We start from the raw sequence: 17,770 nt of genomic DNA on the forward strand, positions 1-17,770 counted from the left end.
TCGAATCGCTCGGCGAGTTTACCCGTCGCCGAATCGCTCGGGGTCGCGGGCGGCCTCGGCGACGTTCACCGCGGCGACGTTCTCGGCCACGTCGTGAACGCGGATTATATCCGCGCCGCGTTCCACCGCGAGCGTCGTCCCCGCGACGGTCGCCTCCAGACAGTCGCCCGGCTCTTCGCCGACGAGGCCGAACAGCGACTTGTGAGAGTGACCGAACAGAATCGGACAGCCCAGCGCCCGGAACTCCGAGAGACGATCAAGCAGTTCGAAGTCCTCGACTCGGGACTTCCCGAAGCCGATGCCGGGGTCGACCAGAATCTGCTCGCGGTCGAGTCCGGCCTTCTCCGCCAGTAGCACGCGCTCGGTCAACTGGTCGATGCAGTCCGTGACCACGTCGTCGTACTGGACATCACTGTCGGGGTCGACGGGCGTCTCGATGGAGTGCATCACCACCACCGGCACGTCGTACTCAGCGGCGACGAGTCGCATCTCGGGGTCCTCGAGCCCGGAGACATCGTTGAGGATGTCCGCACCGGCGTCGAGCGCGGCGCGTGCGACGCTCGCCTTCCGCGTGTCGATGGAGAGCAGCACGTCCCGGTCGGCCAGTTCCTCGACGACCGGAACGACTCGGGCGATTTCCTCGTCGGCGGGGACCGGGTCGGCACCCGGGCGAGTGGATTCGCCACCGACGTCGAGGATGTCCGCGCCGTCCGCTATCATCTGCTCGGCGCGGGCGATAGCGTCTTCCACGGCATTGTATTCGCCGCCGTCGTGGAACGAGTCGGGGGTGATGTTGAGGATACCCATGACCGAGGGACTGTCCTCCCACGGGTAGCCGTGACCGCGGTCGGGCTGTCGGATGTCGAGCGCTTCGCGGAGTTCGTCGGCGAACGGCGAGAGGCCGTAGGGCTGGCCGGCGAGTTTCTCCGTCAGGCGCTTGTATTGGGCCATCGTCGCCATCGTGACCACGTCGAGGCGCTCCTCGTCCTGGTCGTTCAGGCCGGAGATGGCACACTCCCCGCCGAGCGACAGCAGCTCCTCTTTCAAATACTGGGCCTGTCTCGGCTGGACCCGCGTGCGGAGGACGCGGTGGACGGCTTTCCCGCGCATCCGCCACGCGCCGGCCTCGGTGACGTGCGCGTCGTCGATGGTCTCGCGGGCCTCGTCGAGCGAGTCGACGCGCTTGGGAACGATGGCGCGCGACCACCGGTTTCGGGCCTCCCTGACGGCGTACAGCGACCCGGTCACTAACACGGCGTCGCCGTCGTCGGCCGCGTCGAGGGCCATATCCAGCGCACCGGCCACGTCGCTACGCGTCTCCACCGTCGCGGCTGTCGTCTCGCGCATCGCCTCAGCCACGACGGTCGGCGACTCCGCTCGATCGACGTTCGGCCGGCAGGCGATAGCGTGGTCGGCGTCCGAAAGCGCCGCCGCCATGCCGGTGTGGTCCTTGTCGACCATCGCGCCGACCACGAGGTGGAGGTCGTCGTAGTCGAACGAATCGAGCGTCTCCATCGTCCGGTTGAGGCCGCCGGGGTTGTGTGCCCCATCGAGGACCACGAGCGGGTCCTCGCCCATCACTTCGAAGCGACCCGGCCAGTGGGCGTTTCGCAACCCACGTTCCAACTCCTCCCGGGACACGTCGGCAACCTGCCGGACCAGCGCCGCCGCGATGCCGGCGTTCTGCGCTTGATGCTCACCCAGGAGCGGGAGGGATGTCTCGACGCTCCAGTCGGGGCCCTCGATAGTAACTGCACCCTCAAGGCCGTCGCGGCCGCGATAGCTGACCCGCACGTCCGCCGGACCGTCCGTCCCGTCGCCGACGGTCACCACGTCTCCGGCAACCTCCCGAACGGCGTCGAGGGCGTCGCCGGTCGTCCCGGTCACCAGCGGCGCGTCGTCGGACGCGACGTGGGCCTTGTCGTGGGCAATCTCCGCAACGGTGTCGCCGAGGATGTGGGTGTGTTCGAGCGTTACGGAGGTCACGGCGCTGGCCACCGGGTCGACGACGCTCGTGGCGTCGTACTTCCCGCCGATGCCGACTTCGAGGACGGCCACGTCTACGTCCTGCCGGTCGAACTCCCAGAAGGCCAGCGCGGTCAGCGTCTCGAAGAAGGTGGGCGACTCCCCCTCGGCTCCCGAGGTAGTGATGTACGGGTCCACCGTCTCGACGAATTCGACGAGGGCGGCCTCCGGAACTTTGCGACCGTTGACCCGGATGCGTTCGCGCACGTCGTCCAGGTGCGGCGAGGTGTAGAGGCCGACGTCGAGTCCTGCCTCTCGCAGGGTACGCTCGACCATCCGCGCGGTCGAGCCCTTCCCGTTAGAACCGGCAATCTGGATACAGCGGAGGCTCTCGTGTGGGTCGTCGAGCGTCGAGAGCAACTCCTGTGTGGCGTCGGTGCCGGCCCGCGACGCGAACCGGCGCAACTCGAAGAGGAAGTTCGCGGCCTCGTGGAACTCCATGTCCCGAGTATTCAGAGCCGCGCGCTTTAGCCTGTCGGACCTACCGCTCGTCGGCGTTCCCGCTTCGCATCCAGCGGACGACGGCCCCACTCACCGCGAGGAAGGCCACGCCGAGCAGCGGCGCGACGTTGATACTGCCGGGCGTCCGGACAGCCGTCTCCTCGTCGGGTATCTCGGATTTGCTCGTCGTCTCTGTATCGCCCGCGTCCTCGCCGAGACCCTTCGTCGGGCCGACGTAGGACTGGCTGTGGGCCTGTTCGCCGGTCTCGTCGGCCTCGTCGCCGAGGACGGTGGATGCGGAGGTCTCGTCGGTCGACGACGTATCCGTCCCCGCATCCGTCTTCGTGTCCGTGTCTGTGTCGCTCATACCGTCGTCGTCGGCACCGACGCTCTTGCCTTTGCTGGTCGCGTCACGACGACTGCCGGTCCGCTCGGTCGAAGCGACACTGGTGTCGGCCGCCGGCGGCGGCGTCTCGGCGATGGGCTCCCCGCCGCCACCGTCGTCGGATTTGCGTCGTTTCAGGAACCAGAGTCCGACAGTCCCCAACCCGACCACGACGAAAGTCACGCCCGCGCCAAGTAGCCCCCACTTCTTCACCGCAGACGTGGATTCCTCGTCGTCTTCGGCAGGCGCGACCGCTTCCTCCGACGCGAAGGATTCGCTCGTCGTCGTCTCGACTGACCGCGACGCCGCCGGCGTCTCCGAGACGGTCCCGGCGTCGGTTGCGTCCGCGCGGTTTTCGAGAGCCGCGTCGAGGTCGTCGACGACGCTGATGCCCGGAATCGCGCCGAGCACCCGCGCCGCGACGCCGGCACCGACCCGTATTCGAAGCACGGTGTATTCGCTCATGGCTGAACTGACGCGCGGAAGCGGTTTAAATCCGTGTGGCAGCAGTCACAGAAACGTGGGCGCTAGCCGTCAGGTCTCTCGCTCGACTTCGCGGGTCTCGTGGGCCTCGTGAGTTTCGTGGGCGTCGGCGGCTTCGACCGCGGTCTCGCGGCTCACGTCAGGGATGGTCTCGTCGTGCTCGGCGAGCAGCGACTGCACCTCGGCTTCGTACTCGGCTTCCGAGAGGTCGCCCTCGACGTAGCGCTCGTCGAGGTCCGACTTTCGCTCGTCGAGGGACGGTTCGAACCGGTCGCCCAACCCGAGCGAGCGAAGCGGCGGGACGTATCGCTCGGTGCGGTGGAAGGCGTCGGCGGCTCCCTGATTGGTCGGGAACGAGGCGCGACTGGCTAGCTCGGAAGCGAGGGCGGCGACGAAGACGATGTCGAGGCCGGCCAGCAGGAGCGTCCCGAGGACGGTGACGGCCACGACCCCGAGCAGCGGCCCACCGGCTACGAGCGTCGACACCGTGGCGACGAGTCCGACGATGGCGACGCCTGCCGCTCCGAGCGTCGTCAACACGACGCCGGCGAACAAGAGCCAGTGGCGGTTGTCGGAGACCCAACTCACACCTCTCCTAGTCGCAGGCGAGTGAAATGCGTTGTCGTCGTCGACGGACAGCCATTACCCCACCGCGGCCGCCGGCGGGGCATTAGTGGTCGTGGTTGGCCGGTACGTACGAGCGACCGGACTCGGAGAAGCGACCGAGCACCCACTCTCGGATGGTGAGCTGTCGCTTCTTGCCGCCCTCGCGCGCCGTCTCCAGTCGACGCTCGGTCGTCTGGAAGTAGTTGACGACGGTGACCAGGACGACGCCACCGATGGAGTTCCCGAGTAACACTGGGAGGACGAACTGCGTGGTTCCGACCATCAGGCCGAGTTCGCCATTGTAGACGAGAAAGAGCATCTCGGTCGCCGAGACGACGACGTGATAGAGGTTGCCGAACGGGATGGCGAGGAAGGAGAGGTAGACGAGCAGCAGCCGCGAGACGCTGTCCCGAAGCGAGAAGTCGACCCAGACGACGCCGGCGACGATGAGGCCAGCGAACACCGCCTTGGCGAACAACGTCCACCACGGCGTCTCGATGGCCTTCTCGGCGAAGCCCGCGGCCGCCGCCGCGGCGTCGGGTGAGAGCACACCGGTCGAGGCGAGCGCGAGCGCGCCGAGCGCGCCGCCGACGAGGTTCCCGAAGAGGACGAGCCCCCAGATTCGGAACAACACGGGGAGGGAGGATATCCGTTCGAGCGTGAGCGCGACCGGCGGGAGCGTGTTCTCGGTGTAGAGCTGGTAGTCCCCGAGGATGATGAAGACGAACCCCAGCGGGTACAACAGCGCGCTCAACACCGGGTCGCCGTCGGTCGAGGCGTACAGCGAGGCGTACAGCAGGAACGTGATGGTGATGGCGAACCCGGCCGCGAGGGCGCTCGCGAGCAGTTCGCGCTTGCTCGACGTTATCTCGTGGTCCGCGGCGACGATGATGCGCTGGAATATCTCGTCGGCGGAGAACCGGTCCCGGATTGTTCGGCCCCCAGCCGGCGCCCCGCTCTGCGCACGGTCGACCGCGTCGCGGACGGCGCGCTCTCGGTCGGTGTCCTTAGCCATGCCCGCCGGTTCGAAAGCCCGTTTGAAGCGTCTTTCGAGACGGGAAACGGATGCCGTGGAGCAATACAGAGTGCCGCGCTTCCGCTCAGTCGTGTCGGAAACTGCGCTGGCCGGTCATGACCATCGCCATGCCGTGCTCGTTCGCGGCCTCGACGACGCTCTCGTCGTTCTTCGACCCACCGGGCTGGATGACCGCTTCGATGCCGGCCTCGGCGGCGTGTTCGATGCCGTCGGGGAACGGGAAGAAGGCGTCAGAGGCCATCACCGCGCCGTCGGCGTCCTTGCCCTCGGCGTGTTCCTCGGCTTTCATCGCGGCCAGTCGGACGGCGTCGACACGAGAGACCTGTCCCATGCCGATGCCCACCGTCTCCGTCCCTTTGGCGAAGAGGATGCCGTTGGACTTGACGTGTTTGAGCGTGTGCCACGCGAACAGCATCGACTCGATCTGCTCGTCGGTGGGTTCGCGGTCGGTGACGACCTCCAAATCGTCGGCGGTGAGGTGCTGAGTGTCGCGTTCCTGGACGAGGCGGCCGCCGACGAGTGGCTTCTCGGTCAGGGTGTCCGTGACCTCGAAGTCCCCGTCGACGTCCAGCACGCGGAGGTTCTCCTTCTCGAAGAGGACGTCCAGCGCCGCGTCGGTGTAACCCGGCGCGACGACGACCTCCTTGAACGAGTCGATAATCTGCTCGGCGGTGGCAGCGTCACACTCCCGGTTGAGGGCGACGATGCCGCCGAACGCGCTCATCGGGTCCGTCGAGAGCGCGTCGGCATACGCGTCCGAGAGCGAGTCGGCAGTCGCACAGCCTGCGGGGTTCGTATGCTTGATGACTGCTGCGGCGGGTTCCTCGAACTCCTTGATGAGGTTCAACGCCCCGTCGGCGTCGTTGTAGTTGTTGTAACTGAGTGCTTTCGCGCCCTCGTTCAACTGGTCGGCGTGGACGACGCTGGCCTCCGAGACAGTGGTATCCGCGTACAGTGCAGCGTCCTGATGCGGGTTCTCCCCGTAGCGCAGGTCGGCCGCTCGGTCGTCGGAGACGAGGCGTCGGGCGGGGAAGTCGCCGCCCTCGTCGCCCTCGATATCGACGGTCCCATCGTCGGCGACGGTGACGCGGTCTTCGGCGAACCACTGGACGACGCGGGGATACGCCGTGAACTCGCCCTCGTAGAGGACGCGCTCTTTCAGGTCGTCTTCGTCGTCCCCCTCGAAGACGGGGATGGGTTCCTGCGTGACGATTGGGCCGCCGTCGACCGTCTCGTCGACGACGTGGACGGTACAGCCGGTGACCTTCACACCCGCGTCGAGAACTTGTTCGTGGGCGTCCATCCCGGCGAAGTTCGGCAGCAGCGACGGGTGGACGTTCAGCGTCGTCGGCGTCCCCTCGATGAACGTCTCGCTCAGGACACGCATGTAGCCGTCGAGCGTCACTAAGTCGAAGTCGTACTCCGAGAGGGCGTCTAGCACTCGCGCTTCGTGGTCTTCGCGGCCCTCGTCCTCGTCGCGTTCGACGACTTCCGTCGGGATGCCGCGCTCGGCCGCCGCCTCCAGCACGGGCGCGTCGGCGTCGTTGGTCAGCACGACCGCAAACTCCGCCCCACCTGGAGCGCGGTCGGCGATGTTCATCAGGTTTCGGCCGCGATTGCTGGCCATGCCGGCGAGTTTCATATCTGGGTGGGGGCGCGGGGCGCGCAAAGTAGTTGCGAAACGAACGTCGGGGCGTCTCGATACGCGCGACACAATCGCCCCGCTGGAGTGCCGTCGCGGGCATTCACGTGTCGGTGTTCCTTTGTAGTCCCCCCGTCCAGTCGTCATCATGTCGAAGCTACGGTGTCAGCGCGCCGGGGCCGTCGCCGCCGTCGGTGGAGTCGTCTGGGTCGGCTGGGCCGTGGCGCTCGGACTCGCCGGGAGCGAGAGCGACCCGATACTACTCGCTGTCGTTTGCTCGACGCTCGGCGTCGTCGGCGGCCACTACGCCGTCGAGAGCTTCTACGGCGAGCGACTGAAGCGGCCGGGGACCGGCGGCGCGTGGCTCGGTGTCCTCGGCGGCGTCGTCTTCGCCGTCGGCCAGTCGCTTCGGATTCTCACCGACGGCGACCCACAGTGGGTCGTCGGCCTCGGCGTCCTCGCGCTCGTCAGTGGCTCTATCCTCGTCAGCGTCGGCCTCGTTCGGACCCGTATCCAGCCGCCGTGGCTCGGCGTCCTGCTGGCCGCCGGAACCGTCGCTTTCCTCGGGTTCGACCTCTCGCCGTGGGCTGCCCTACCGTACGGACTGGCGTGGGTCGCGCTGGGACAGGACCTCTACCGCTACGATCCGCCGGACGGCCGATTCGGTGATCTGGAGGACGATTACGGGTGGATCTAGGGAGAGCTTGAGTCTCGCGAGGGCTCTCGGACAGCGAGCGGCGTAGCCGCGAGCAGTAGCGAGGACCGCGACTGGATGAGCACGGTCCTCGATAGCGAATGAGGGGACAAGCGACTCGTGAGCAGTAGCGAGGAACCGAACGACGTGAGCGCGGCCCTCGAAAGCAAGCGGCGGCTGAGTGTCGGAAAAGACGAGACTCGGGTGTCCACTAGCCGTGTAGCGTGGGAAATTCCAGCGAAACTATGAGGTACCTGCCGCGAGACGCTGCTGGCGTGTCAGACGACGAGACCGATCCAGTCGCTGCAGCACTGTCCGGTTCGACAGACCTCTACGACATCGCCGACTGGGAGCCGCGGTCGACACTCGATGGGGTGTCGGTAAGCCTCTACGGGCTGTTACACGCCTCGCGGCGGTGGCTCCTCGTCGCACTCGCTGTATTGTTGTTCGTCGCGCAACTGGCGGCGACGATTTTGCTGGCGATTCGTCAGCCGGAACTGGGGGTTCTGGCGGCGCTGTCGGCGGTGCCGGCGCTGGCTATCGTCGGCTACCTCTGGTACGGCGACCCGACGAACAGGGAACCGCTCGAACCGCTCGCCATCACGTTCGTCCTCTCGATTCTCTTTGCCAGCATCGCCGCGCTGGTGAACACGCTGCTCAACCCGCTATTTAGCTTCGTCCCTGTCGTCGGGATGGTGCTCTATTTCTTCCTCGTCGTCGGGCCCATCGAGGAGACGGTGAAGTGGCTCGCGGTGCGGGTCGGTGCGTTCGGTTCGATCAACGCTGTCGTCGACGGTGTCGTCTATGGGGCCGTCGCCGGGCTCGGGTTCGCCAGCATCGAGAACGCACTGTACATCTCGCAGGGGTACACGCAAGCGCTCTCCGCGGAGAGTGGAGAACCCATCGTCGCCGCGCTCCAGACGGCGACGAGTCGCGCGTTCGTCGGCCCCGGCCACGTGCTCTACTCCTCGTTCGCGGGCTACTACCTCGGACTGGCGAAGTTCAACAGCGATAACGCCGGTCCCATCGTCGTGAAGGGAATCCTCGTCGCCGCGCTCATCCACGCCACCTACAACACGGCAGTGACGTATCTGCCGGACCTGATTCCGGGCTGGAACCTCGTCGTCTTCGTCGGCTTCGTCATCACTTTCGACGCGGTCGTCGGCTACCTGCTGTATCGGAAACTCAAGCGCTATCAGTCTCACTACCACCGGGCGACGAACAGCTAACTCAGTTCACGCCGGTGAACTCGAATCGCGCGCCACCCGACTCGCTCTCCGTCACCGTGCAGTCCCAACCGTACACTCGGGTCAACTCTTGGACGAACGCCAGACCGAGACCGGTACCGCCCCGTCCCGCGGCTGTCGTGTATCCGGGTTCGAAGACGCTGCCGATTTCGTCGTCGGGAATCCCGCTGCCGTCGTCTTCGACGTAGAAGCCGGTCGGCAACTCGCCAACGGTCACCGTGACATCGTCGCCACCGTGTTCGACCGCGTTTTCGAAGAGATTTCGAAACAGGTGCTGGAGGTAACGGGGGTCGGCCTGCAGTCGTTTGTCTGTCGAGAGCCGTAACTCGGCGGCGGTGGCATCGACTTGCTCCCACGCCACTTCGACGGCGTCGTCGACGGCGACGGGTTCCGGTTTCCCGACCGCGGCGTTGCCGCGTGCGAGGACGAGCATCACGTCTATCATATCCTCGATGCGGTCGAGCGCTTCAGCCACGTAGGACGCCGCGTCCGACTCGTCATCCTCGGTGAGTTGCTTGCTGTATATCTGTCCGATGGTGACGGGGTTGCGAATCTCGTGAGCGAGCATGCTGGCGAAACTCTCCAGGCGCTCGTTGGACGCTTCGAGTTTCTCGACGGTCTCCTCTAAGCAGGCCTCGCGTTCGACCTGTTCGGTGATGTCCTGTGCGAAACTCAGGCCGGCGAAGATGTCACCGCTCGCGTCGCGTAGCGGGGCCGCCCACACGCGCCACGTCCGACCGCCGAACTCGGCCGTCGTACTGTCCGTCTCCCCCCGTTCGATGGCTCCCCTGAACAGGGGTTCGAGGTTCTCAGCCGAGTCCTCGGGGAACACGTCCGGCATCCGTCTCCCCTCGAGTTCGGCTCGACTGGGCAGTCGCTCCCCGATTGCGCTCCCCTGTGCCACCGTATACCGGAGGTCGCGGTCGAAGACGCCGACCGCGCCGTTCGGGAAGTGTTCGGCGAGGGTGCGGTAGCGGCGTTCGCTCTCTTCGAGTTGGCGCTGGTACTTTCGGCGTGCGGTGATGTCGGTCAGCGTGATGACGCCGTGTGTCACCTCGGCGTTCGCGCCGCGAATCGGCATCCCGTGGACCATCACGATTTTCTTCTCCCCCTCGGCCGGCTCTATTTCGTAGACGTCGGGTTGGGTCACTTTCTCGCCGCGGAGGACGCGGTTCAACGCCCACTCCTGTGGCGCGACTGGCGCGCCGGTGTCGGCCCAGCGGCCGCGGTACTGGCCGTAGTCCGAGATGGTCTCGACGGCCTGCGAGTCGATGCTGAGCAGTTCAGTCGCCGCGTCGTTGACTTCGGCGAAGTGGCCGTCGCCGTCGGTGACGACGACGCCGACTGGGAGCACGTCGAAGAGCGTCTGGAGTTTCTTGCGGTGCTCGTCCAATTTCTGTTCGGCGCGCTTTCGTTCGGTGATGTCGGTGAGCGCACCGGGGAACCGAACGGCGTTGCCGTCGGCGTCACATTCGACGTGCCCACGAGCCACGACCCAGCGCAGGTCACCGTCGGCGTCCCAGACGCGATACTCCGCCTCGTACTCGCCGCCGGACTCGACGGCGGCCGCAATTTCCGCTTCGACCCGTTCGCGGTCGGCTTCGTGGATGGACTCGATGAACCAGTCGAGTGGCACCCCCTCGCGGGCCGCGTCCGGTTCGAGGCCGAACTTCTCGGCGAACGTGGCGTCCGTGACAACCTCGTCGTCTTGGACGTACCACTCCCACGTTCCAACTGCTCCGGCCGCCGTCGCGGCCTCGAACTGGGACTTCGCGTCGCGCAAGTGGCGTTCCCGTTCTTTCTGTTCGGTGATGTCCTGGGACATCCCCAGGGCTGCGGAGACGTCGCCAGCTTCGTCTCTCACCGGGACCGTCCGAATTCGAAAGACGCTCTCGTCGAATTCGAACTCGAACGTGCTCGCGTCGCCGTCGAGCGCGGCCTCGTACCGGGGCGCGAGTTCGTCGGCGAGCGGTGCGGGGAGCGCGTCCCTGACGTGCTGGCTCTCTAACTCCGTCGCCGTCGCGTCGGCGATGTCGAGCGGCTTCCCGCCGATCGTCTGGTAGCGAAGGGAATCGTCGACGAGCGCGACGGCACCGTTCGGGAAGTGCTCGACGAGCGTCCGGTAACGACGCTCGCTCCGTTCGAGTCGGCGCTGGCGCTCCTTGCGGTCGGTGATGTCCTGAAAGTACACTGAGAGACCGCTCTCGGATGGGTACGCGTATACTCGATACCACGTCGAGAGCGGCTCTGGATAGTAGTGCTCGAAGGCGGTCGGTTCCTGTGTCTCCATCGCGGTTCGATACTCCTCGCCGAGTTTCGCGTCCGCTGCCCACTCGAAGACCTCCCAGATGTTTCGGCCGATCAACCCCTCGTCTCGATAGTCGATCAACTCGACGGCTCGCTCGTTGACGTGCGTGAACCGCCACTCGTCGTCGAGTGCGTAGAAGCCGTCGGAGATGCGTCTGAAAATCTCTTCCGGGTCCGCTTCGGGGCAGTTCGCTTCGTCGCTTTCCGAATGCGCCGTCTCCCGTCCTCCGTCTTCTCGGGGCGTCTCAGCCGGCACACTCGTCGCCTCGGACCCACCGGACAGCCACCAGACTCGCTGGTCGCCGATCACTTTACTCGCCACCCGTCCCTGCTCGACCAAGTCGGCGAGTTTGTCGGCGACTGCTCGACTCTCACACCCGAGTTCGTCTGCGACCTCGCTTGCCGTGACCGGTTCGTGGGCGCGTCCCACCCGGTCACAGGCAGCGAGTACGGCCTCGGATGCGACGCGGCCGGAACTCATTGGCACGTATTTCCGACAGGGAGGGTCAAAAGTATTTATACGCCCAGGCCGGCGTCCGGAAACTTGCGTCATCCCGGACTAGTGGTAGTGCCCTGGCGGCCGAGTCGTCACGCTTTTTCCGGCCTCCCGCGGAGAGTTTCATATGACCGAAAGAGGGGCGCTCGCCGCCGTCTCGCCGCTGGACGGCCGATACGCCCGCTACACCGAACCGCTCGTCCCGTACGCAAGCGAGCGGGCGCTCATGCGCGCCCGCGTCGAAGTCGAAGTCGAGTATCTGCTGGCACTCGCTGACCTGGCGGCGACGCCACTCTCCATCGACGCCGACCAGCGAGCCACGCTGCGGGCGCTCTACGAGGAGTTCGACGACGAAGATGCGAGCGTCGTCAAGCAGTTAGAGACGGAAGGGTACGGCGAGTATGCGGCGACCAACCACGACGTGAAGGCCATCGAGTACTTCGTCCGGCTGGGGATGCCCGACGGACTGGACGCCGACCACTGGATTCATTTCGGCCTGACCAGCGAGGACGTGAACAACCTCGCCCATCGTCTGTTGGTGAAACCCGCGACCGAAGACGTGCTCGTCCCGGAACTGCGCGAGATTCGGGACACGCTGGTCGGGATGGCTCACGAGTACGGCGACGTGCCGATGCTCGCCCGTACCCACGGCCAACCGGCGACGCCGACGACGTTCGGCAAGGAGATGGCCGTCTACGCCTCTCGACTCGGCCGGGCCGTCGCGCGAATTGACCGCGCCGCCGCGGCCCTCTCGGGGAAACTCGCGGGGGCGTCTGGCACCTACGCCGCCCACCACGCCGCTTACCCCGACGTGGACTGGCCGGCGTTCGCCCGTGAGTTCGTCGGGTCGCTGGGACTGGACCACGAACCGCTGACGACGCAGGTCAACCCCTGTGACGACCTCGAAGTCCTCTTCGACGCCCTGCGCGGCGCGAACAACGTCTTACTCGACATGGACCTGGACATGTGGTTGTACGTCTCGGACCGCTACCTCGGTCAGGAGACTGTCGAGGGTGAGACCGGGTCGTCGACGATGCCTCACAAGGTCAACCCCATCGACTTCGAGAACAGCGAGGGCAACCTCTCGAAGGCCAACTCCGATCTGGTCTTCCTCGGGGACTACATTACGACCTCCCGTCTCCAGCGCGATCTCTCGGACTCGACGGTCAAGCGCAACATCGGTGCGGCGTTCGCTCACTGTCTAGTCGGCTACGGCAAGTGCCAGAACGGACTGGCGAAGGTCGTCCCGAACGAGCAGGTGATGCGCGAGGAACTGGACTCGACGCCCGAGATCATCGGCGAGGCGGTCCAGACTATTCTCCGCCGCGAGGGGTACGAGGACGCCTACGAACAGGTCAAGAAGGCCACTCGCGGCCGCGAGGTCGCCATCGAGGACTTCCGCGAGATGTTCGCGGACCTCGACGTGAGCGAAGACGTGCGGGCCGAACTCGACGCACTCACCCCGGCGGGCTACACCGGAATCGCCGCGGAGCTGGCCGATAGCGTCGACGGCGAACGCGACTAGACCGTCAGCTGCCGTCGAGTGCGTCGACCGAGATGTCGCCGCTACTCTCGACGGTCACCTCGTAATCGAGATATTCGAACGCCACCCGTCCGGTTCCACGTCTGAACAGACTGTCGAGCGCGTCGGGGTCTATCAGCGGAAACATCGGTTCCGGCAGTTCGGTCGGGTCGATACCCTCCCGAGCGGCGACGGCTTCGAAGACAGCATCGCTCAGTCGTTCGTGTGCGGACACGTTTTGACGGGGCGACTACCGGTATGAATCTCTTGTGGCCCGCGGCCTCCGCGAGCGGAACTCTCAGGTGGCCAGCGACCGACCGTCTCCGTAGATGGTTCTCGGCACCGACAGTCGCGTCCTGACGCTGGCGTTCGCTCGGATGGCAGACGCGCTGGGCAACTCCTTTCTCATCATCGTCCTGCCGTTGTATATCGCCAGCGGGCAGGTGACGCTCACCGGTATCGCCGGGACCGAACTGTTCGGCTTCGTCCTCCGCGAAGAGACGCTCATCGGCCTCGTCCTCTCGTTGTTCGGTCTCTTGAACTCTTTCGGCCAACCGCTGACGGGCCGCCTCTCCGACCGAACGGGCCGTCGTCGGTCGTTCGTCCTCGTCGGTCTCCTCATCTTCGCCGTCGGGAGCGCTTCGTATCCGTTCCTCTCTTCGTACTGGGCGGTGCTCGTTGCGCGAGCCCTACAAGGGGTTGGCGCAGCCTTCACCATCCCCGCGACCATCGCGCTGGTCAACGACTACGCCGAGAGCGACAGCGAGCGGGGCGGGAACTTCGGCGTGTTCAACACCTTCAGACTCATCGGGTTCGGATTCGGCCCCATCATCGCAGGTGTGGTCGTCACCGGCGGGTTCGGTGCCGAGGGCGTCGTCTCCTACGCGCTCGGCGGCCGCTCCTTCTCGGGCTTCACCGCCGCCTTCGCCGTCGCCGTCCTCGGGGCAATCGTCAGTTTCGTGCTGGTCGCCATCCTCATCGAGGACCCACCCGTCGCCGCCGATGCCGCGAGTAAAAACCTCTCTATCGCCGTCTTCGATCCCGACGGGGACGGACTGGACTCGGTGTTCGTCCTCGGCATCGGCACGTTCATGATGGCGACGACCATCGCGCTGTTCGCCACGCTCGAAGGCCCGATTCGGATGCGGCTGAACGAGTCGACGTTCATGTTCAGCGTCCAGTTCGCCGCCGTCGTCATCGCCAACGTCCTCCTGCAGGTTCCCGTCGGTCGGGCTAGCGACCGCATCGGGCGACGGCCGTTCGTCGTCGCCGGGTTCGTCGTCCTCGTCCCGTCGGTGTACGCACAAGGCGTCTTCACGGACCCGTGGCTCATGCTCGCCGCGCGGTTCGTCCAGGGCATCGCCGTCGCCCTCGTGTTCGCGCCGTCGCTGGCGCTGGCTGGCGACCTCGCCGGAAAGCGCGGGTCCGGGACGACGCTGTCGGTGCTGACGATGGCGTTCGGTCTCGGCGTCGCCGCGGGACCGCTCGCGTCGGGCTTGCTCTACAACCTCGGCAGTTTCAGCACGCCGTTCACCGTCGGCGCGGTGCTGGCACTGATCGCGCTCGTCCTCACCTACTGGCAAGTAGAGGAGACGCTCTCGGTCGGAGACGACTCGGCGGCGGCCGCCCCGCAGGACTGACCGCGAGCGTTATCACGGCGTCGTTCGTAGTCAGTTACATGTTCGCAAACCGCACGGAAGCCGGGGAGCGACTCGCCGCCGCGATAGCGCAGGCGAACGTCGACGCGGACGTCGTGCTGGCGATCCCACGGGGCGGCCTGCCAGTCGGGCGGGCCGTCGCCGACGCACTCAGCGTGCCGCTTGACGTCGTCGTCGCTCGGAAAGTCGGCGCGCCGGGCAACCCCGAACTCGCTGTCGCCGCCGTCGCCGACGACGGGACGACGTGGCGCAACGAGTCTCTCATTGGTTCGTTCGACCTCTCGACGGAGTACATGGACGAGGAGACCGAACACGAACAGCGGGCGGCAAAGGAGAAGTTCGACCGTTACCGCGGCGACAGACCGCCGCTCGAACTCACGGGCAAACGCGTCCTCGTCGTCGACGACGGACTGGCGACGGGCGCGACGATGCAGGCGTGTGTCCAGCGCGTGTGGGACGCGGGCGCGGCAAGCGTCGTCGTCGCCGTCCCCGTGGCGTCGCCCGAGACCGCCACCGAACTCGAACGCGCTGCCGACCGAGTCGTCGCCGTCGAGACGCCCTCGAACTTCGCCGCCGTGGGGCAGTTCTACCGGGACTTCTCGCAGGTCAGCGACGACGAGGCGATGGCACTGCTCGACCGAGCGGAGCGTTCGAACTAGACGAGGCGTTCGAGCGTCTCACGGACTGCGCGCGCGGCCGTTCGCACCTCCGAGAGACGAACGTACTCGCGCTTGGAATGTGCGATAGGGCCTACGTCGTCGGCCAGTTCGCCCGGCCCGAACACCACCGTCGGCCCGCGCTCGGCGAAGTACGACGCCTCCGTCGCCGCGCCGAACGGCCGAACCGCGCCGCCGCTCGCGTCCTGTAGCGTCCGCACGAGTTCCGCGTCGGCGTCGGTGGCGAACGCCTCCGGGAACGGCGTGTCGGGGCGGATGAGCGCTACGTCGAGACCCATTCCTGTCGGGAGCCACTGCGAGAGGTGTTCTTCCAGTTCGGTACAGAACGTCGCACTGGTCTCCGGCGGGACGCTCCGCCGGTCGAAAGTGATGACACACTCGGCGGGAACCTGGTTGGTCGCCTCGCCGCCGTCGATCATCGACGCCGTCAGCAGCGGTCGGCCGAGCGAGTCGTGTTCTTCTGGTCCCCGGTCTCGCGGTTCCTCGTCGTCACCGCTCGACTGTTCCGAGGCGCGGTGCGCCTCACTCTCCTCGTCGTAGGTCTCCATCGCTTGTAGAATCGGTGCGGCCGCCCGAATCGCGTTCTGTCCGCTCCCCGGGTCAGCGGCGTGGGCGCTCTCACCGTGGATGGTCACCGTGCCCTCGAACTGCCCCTTCGCGGCGGTGCAGACGTCCAGTCCGGTCGGTTCGCCGACGACGTAGCCGTCGGCGGCGATGGTCTCCGCGAGGTGTGCGCCGCCGGTCTGTGTCGTCTCCTCGTCGATGGAGACTGCCAGCGTCACCGCACCGTCGTTGGGTTCGACAGTGAGAAAGGCGTCCAACAGCGCGGCCAGCGGTCCCTTCGCGTCGCAGGCACCGCGACCGCAGACGATATCGCCCTCACCTTCGGCGCCGCTCTGTGCCTCGCTTCCGTCGATTCGCTCGTCGCCCGGCGGGTCGGTCCGGCGCTCGTAGGGGAGATGGGGCGGGACGGTGTCGATGTGCGTGTTGAGGACAATGTGAGTGTCCGTGTCGGCTGCGTCGTCGGGGCTGGCCGTACCAACTGTTGCGAGGACGTTCCCCAACTCGTCAACCGTCGGGTCGGTGCCGGCGTCGTCGAGCGTCTCGACGAGCGACTCACGCATCGCCTCGACGGATTCGGTCGAGTCGATCTCGATGGCCTGTCGGTGGAACTCTGCGAGGTCGAACTCGCTCATCGTTCGAGGCGGGTGACGTCTTCGAGCGTCTCGCGTTCGCGGACGACGCGTGTCTCGCCGCCCTCGATAGCGACTTCAGCGGGGCGGGGTTGGGAGTGGAACTGGTTGGCGAGTTCGTAGCCGTACGCGCCGGCGTTGCCGATGGCGAGCAGGTCCTCTCGCTCCGGGCGAGCGATGGGGCGGTCGGTACAGAACACGTCGGCGCTCGTACAGCAGGGACCACCCACCGAGACCGGTTCGGCCTCGCGCTCCGGCGCGGTGAGGTTCCGAATGGGGTGATAGGAGTCGAACATCGCCGGGCGGATGAGCGTCGCCAGCGAGGCGTCCACGCCGACGACGGTGGCCGCTGGCGTCTCCTTGACGGTGTTGACCTCGGTGAGAATCAGTTCGGAATCGGCGACGACGTAGCGACCCGGTTCTAGCTTGATCTGGGCCTCCAACTCGCCGACCGCGTCGCGGACCTTCTCCCCCACTATCTGCATGTCGAGCGGGTCCTCGTCCTCGCGGTACGGGACGCCGAAGCCGCCGCCGAAGTCGACGAACTCCAGTCCCCCGACGCGGGCCTCGACAGTGCGGCCCATGTCTGCGACCTTGCCGATAGCGCGGCAGTGGTCGTCCAGGTCGTCGTGGAGGACGCCGCTGCCGGCGTGGGCGTGGATGCCGACGAGGTCGAATCGCTCGGCCAGTTCTTCGGCGAGTTCGGGAACCTCGTCGTAGGGGATGCCGAACTTCGCGTCTTTGCCCGTCGCCACCTTCTCGTGGTGGCCGGTGCCGATGCCGGGGTTGATGCGGATGGCGACGCGACCATCGTAGCCGCGCGCTTCGAGGCGGTCGAAGGTGTCCCGCGCGCCGCCAGTGACGGTCAGACCGGGGTGCTCAGCCGCGAGGTCGGCGGCGTAGTCGAGGTCCCGGTCCGGCGGGTTGACCGCGGTGTACTGGAGCGTGTTCGGGTCCGCGCCCGCGTCGATAGCGCGCTGGAGTTCGCCCCACGCGGCGCACTCGATATCTGCGCCCGTTTCGAGCAGTTTCGAGAGTACCGCGCGGCCGGTGTGGGCCTTCGCGGCGTACATCACGTGGGCGTCGGGAAAGGCCGACGCGAACCGCTCGTAGTTCGCGGCGACGCGGTCGAGGTCGACGACGTACAGCGGCGTGGCGTGTTCGGCCGCCAGCCGACCGAGTCGGTCGTGGTCCCAGTCCGCGAGGCGGCGGACCGGCGGCGAATCGTGACTCATTGCCCGAGTAAGGGCGACGGCGGCTAACAAGGGTTCCGTTTCGACGAACTCCCGACGACGAACGAGGCGCTATCGACGGACTCGAAACCTCGGGCAAGCCGGACTTCGCTCGCCTTACCGAGC

Annotated in this window: 14 protein-coding genes; 5 read left to right on the top strand and 9 right to left on the bottom strand. The window is 66.6% G+C overall.

Features of this window, described 5'->3' with window-relative positions:
* Window positions 1–18: 18 nt before the first annotated feature.
* From folP to purH, 5 genes are all read right to left on the bottom strand, one after another.
* The gene (folP, locus tag E4S61_RS01955) at window positions 19–2,466 is read right to left on the bottom strand and encodes a dihydropteroate synthase (protein ID WP_135302220.1); all 2,448 of its coding nucleotides are present in this window, start codon (window positions 2,464–2,466) and stop codon (window positions 19–21) included.
* Window positions 2,467–2,506: 40 nt separating this feature from the next.
* Window positions 2,507–3,316 (bottom strand): hypothetical protein, encoded by an 810-nt coding sequence (locus tag E4S61_RS01960; RefSeq protein ID WP_135302221.1) that lies wholly within the window; start codon window positions 3,314–3,316, stop codon window positions 2,507–2,509.
* Window positions 3,317–3,385: 69 nt separating this feature from the next.
* Window positions 3,386–3,922 carry a hypothetical protein gene (locus E4S61_RS01965; RefSeq protein ID WP_135302222.1) on the bottom strand — a complete coding sequence of 179 codons (537 nt, stop codon included), beginning with the start codon at window positions 3,920–3,922 and terminating at the stop codon, window positions 3,386–3,388.
* An 82-nt stretch (window positions 3,923–4,004) separates the two neighbouring features.
* Window positions 4,005–4,955 (bottom strand): formate/nitrite transporter family protein, encoded by a 951-nt coding sequence (locus tag E4S61_RS01970; RefSeq protein WP_135302223.1) that lies wholly within the window; start codon window positions 4,953–4,955, stop codon window positions 4,005–4,007.
* An 85-nt stretch (window positions 4,956–5,040) separates the two neighbouring features.
* Window positions 5,041–6,618, bottom strand: a complete 1,578-nt coding sequence (gene purH / locus E4S61_RS01975) for a bifunctional phosphoribosylaminoimidazolecarboxamide formyltransferase/IMP cyclohydrolase (RefSeq protein WP_135302224.1) — start codon at window positions 6,616–6,618, stop codon at window positions 5,041–5,043.
* Window positions 6,619–6,766: 148 nt separating this feature from the next.
* Here purH and E4S61_RS01980 point away from each other — a divergent pair, with 148 nt between their 5' ends.
* Together E4S61_RS01980 and E4S61_RS01985 are read left to right on the top strand one after the other, a co-directional pair.
* Window positions 6,767–7,315: a hypothetical protein gene (locus E4S61_RS01980; RefSeq protein ID WP_135302225.1), complete on the top strand. Its 549-nt coding sequence runs from the start codon at window positions 6,767–6,769 to the stop codon at window positions 7,313–7,315.
* 272 nt (window positions 7,316–7,587) lie between these two features.
* Window positions 7,588–8,541 (top strand): PrsW family intramembrane metalloprotease, encoded by a 954-nt coding sequence (locus tag E4S61_RS01985; protein WP_245180544.1) that lies wholly within the window; start codon window positions 7,588–7,590, stop codon window positions 8,539–8,541.
* A 1-nt stretch (window position 8,542) separates the two neighbouring features.
* Here E4S61_RS01985 and E4S61_RS01990 read toward each other — a convergent pair whose 3' ends face one another.
* Window positions 8,543–11,347 carry a PAS domain-containing sensor histidine kinase gene (locus E4S61_RS01990; RefSeq protein ID WP_167768387.1) on the bottom strand — a complete coding sequence of 935 codons (2,805 nt, stop codon included), beginning with the start codon at window positions 11,345–11,347 and terminating at the stop codon, window positions 8,543–8,545.
* A 142-nt stretch (window positions 11,348–11,489) separates the two neighbouring features.
* Here E4S61_RS01990 and purB point away from each other — a divergent pair, with 142 nt between their 5' ends.
* Window positions 11,490–12,887, top strand: a complete 1,398-nt coding sequence (gene purB / locus E4S61_RS01995; protein ID WP_135302228.1) for an adenylosuccinate lyase — start codon at window positions 11,490–11,492, stop codon at window positions 12,885–12,887.
* A gap of 4 nt (window positions 12,888–12,891) precedes the next feature.
* Here purB and E4S61_RS02000 read toward each other — a convergent pair whose 3' ends face one another.
* Window positions 12,892–13,119: a HalOD1 output domain-containing protein gene (locus E4S61_RS02000; RefSeq protein WP_135302229.1), complete on the bottom strand. Its 228-nt coding sequence runs from the start codon at window positions 13,117–13,119 to the stop codon at window positions 12,892–12,894.
* Window positions 13,120–13,213: 94 nt separating this feature from the next.
* Here E4S61_RS02000 and E4S61_RS02005 point away from each other — a divergent pair, with 94 nt between their 5' ends.
* Window positions 13,214–14,524, top strand: a complete 1,311-nt coding sequence (locus E4S61_RS02005; protein ID WP_135302230.1) for an MFS transporter — start codon at window positions 13,214–13,216, stop codon at window positions 14,522–14,524.
* A gap of 38 nt (window positions 14,525–14,562) precedes the next feature.
* On the top strand, window positions 14,563–15,201 hold the full coding sequence (locus tag E4S61_RS02010) for a phosphoribosyltransferase (RefSeq protein WP_135302231.1): 639 nt from the start codon (window positions 14,563–14,565) through the stop codon (window positions 15,199–15,201).
* On the opposite strand, the gene E4S61_RS02015 is transcribed toward E4S61_RS02010, so the two are convergent.
* Together E4S61_RS02015 and lysA are read right to left on the bottom strand one after the other, a co-directional pair.
* Complete coding sequence (locus tag E4S61_RS02015) at window positions 15,198–16,415, bottom strand: M20 family metallopeptidase (RefSeq protein WP_135302232.1); 1,218 nt, start codon at window positions 16,413–16,415, stop codon at window positions 15,198–15,200. The genes E4S61_RS02010 and E4S61_RS02015 overlap by 4 nt on opposite strands.
* Window positions 16,412–17,647 (bottom strand): diaminopimelate decarboxylase, encoded by a 1,236-nt coding sequence (gene lysA / locus E4S61_RS02020; RefSeq protein ID WP_135302233.1) that lies wholly within the window; start codon window positions 17,645–17,647, stop codon window positions 16,412–16,414. The genes E4S61_RS02015 and lysA overlap by 4 nt, the downstream gene beginning before the upstream one ends.
* Window positions 17,648–17,770: the final 123 nt, after the last annotated feature.

The organism is Haloarcula amylovorans, assembly GCF_004681185.1.
In the GTDB taxonomy this organism is placed as follows: Archaea; Halobacteriota; Halobacteria; order Halobacteriales; family Haloarculaceae; genus Haloarcula; species Haloarcula amylovorans.

Excerpts from the sequence above, each read along its gene's own strand:
- E4S61_RS01990 (WP_167768387.1), bottom strand. The coding sequence starts at position 11,347 with ATGAGTTCCGGCCGCGTCGCATCCGAGGCCGTACTCGCTGCCTGTGAC.
- E4S61_RS02005 (WP_135302230.1), top strand. The coding sequence starts at position 13,214 with ATGGTTCTCGGCACCGACAGTCGCGTCCTGACGCTGGCGTTCGCTCGG.
- purB (WP_135302228.1), top strand. The coding sequence starts at position 11,490 with ATGACCGAAAGAGGGGCGCTCGCCGCCGTCTCGCCGCTGGACGGCCGA.
- E4S61_RS02015 (WP_135302232.1), bottom strand. The coding sequence starts at position 16,415 with ATGAGCGAGTTCGACCTCGCAGAGTTCCACCGACAGGCCATCGAGATC.
- E4S61_RS02010 (WP_135302231.1), top strand. The coding sequence starts at position 14,563 with ATGTTCGCAAACCGCACGGAAGCCGGGGAGCGACTCGCCGCCGCGATA.
- E4S61_RS01960 (WP_135302221.1), bottom strand. The coding sequence starts at position 3,316 with ATGAGCGAATACACCGTGCTTCGAATACGGGTCGGTGCCGGCGTCGCG.
- folP (WP_135302220.1), bottom strand. The coding sequence starts at position 2,466 with ATGGAGTTCCACGAGGCCGCGAACTTCCTCTTCGAGTTGCGCCGGTTC.
- lysA (WP_135302233.1), bottom strand. The coding sequence starts at position 17,647 with ATGAGTCACGATTCGCCGCCGGTCCGCCGCCTCGCGGACTGGGACCAC.
- purH (WP_135302224.1), bottom strand. The coding sequence starts at position 6,618 with ATGAAACTCGCCGGCATGGCCAGCAATCGCGGCCGAAACCTGATGAAC.
- E4S61_RS01970 (WP_135302223.1), bottom strand. The coding sequence starts at position 4,955 with ATGGCTAAGGACACCGACCGAGAGCGCGCCGTCCGCGACGCGGTCGAC.
- E4S61_RS01980 (WP_135302225.1), top strand. The coding sequence starts at position 6,767 with ATGTCGAAGCTACGGTGTCAGCGCGCCGGGGCCGTCGCCGCCGTCGGT.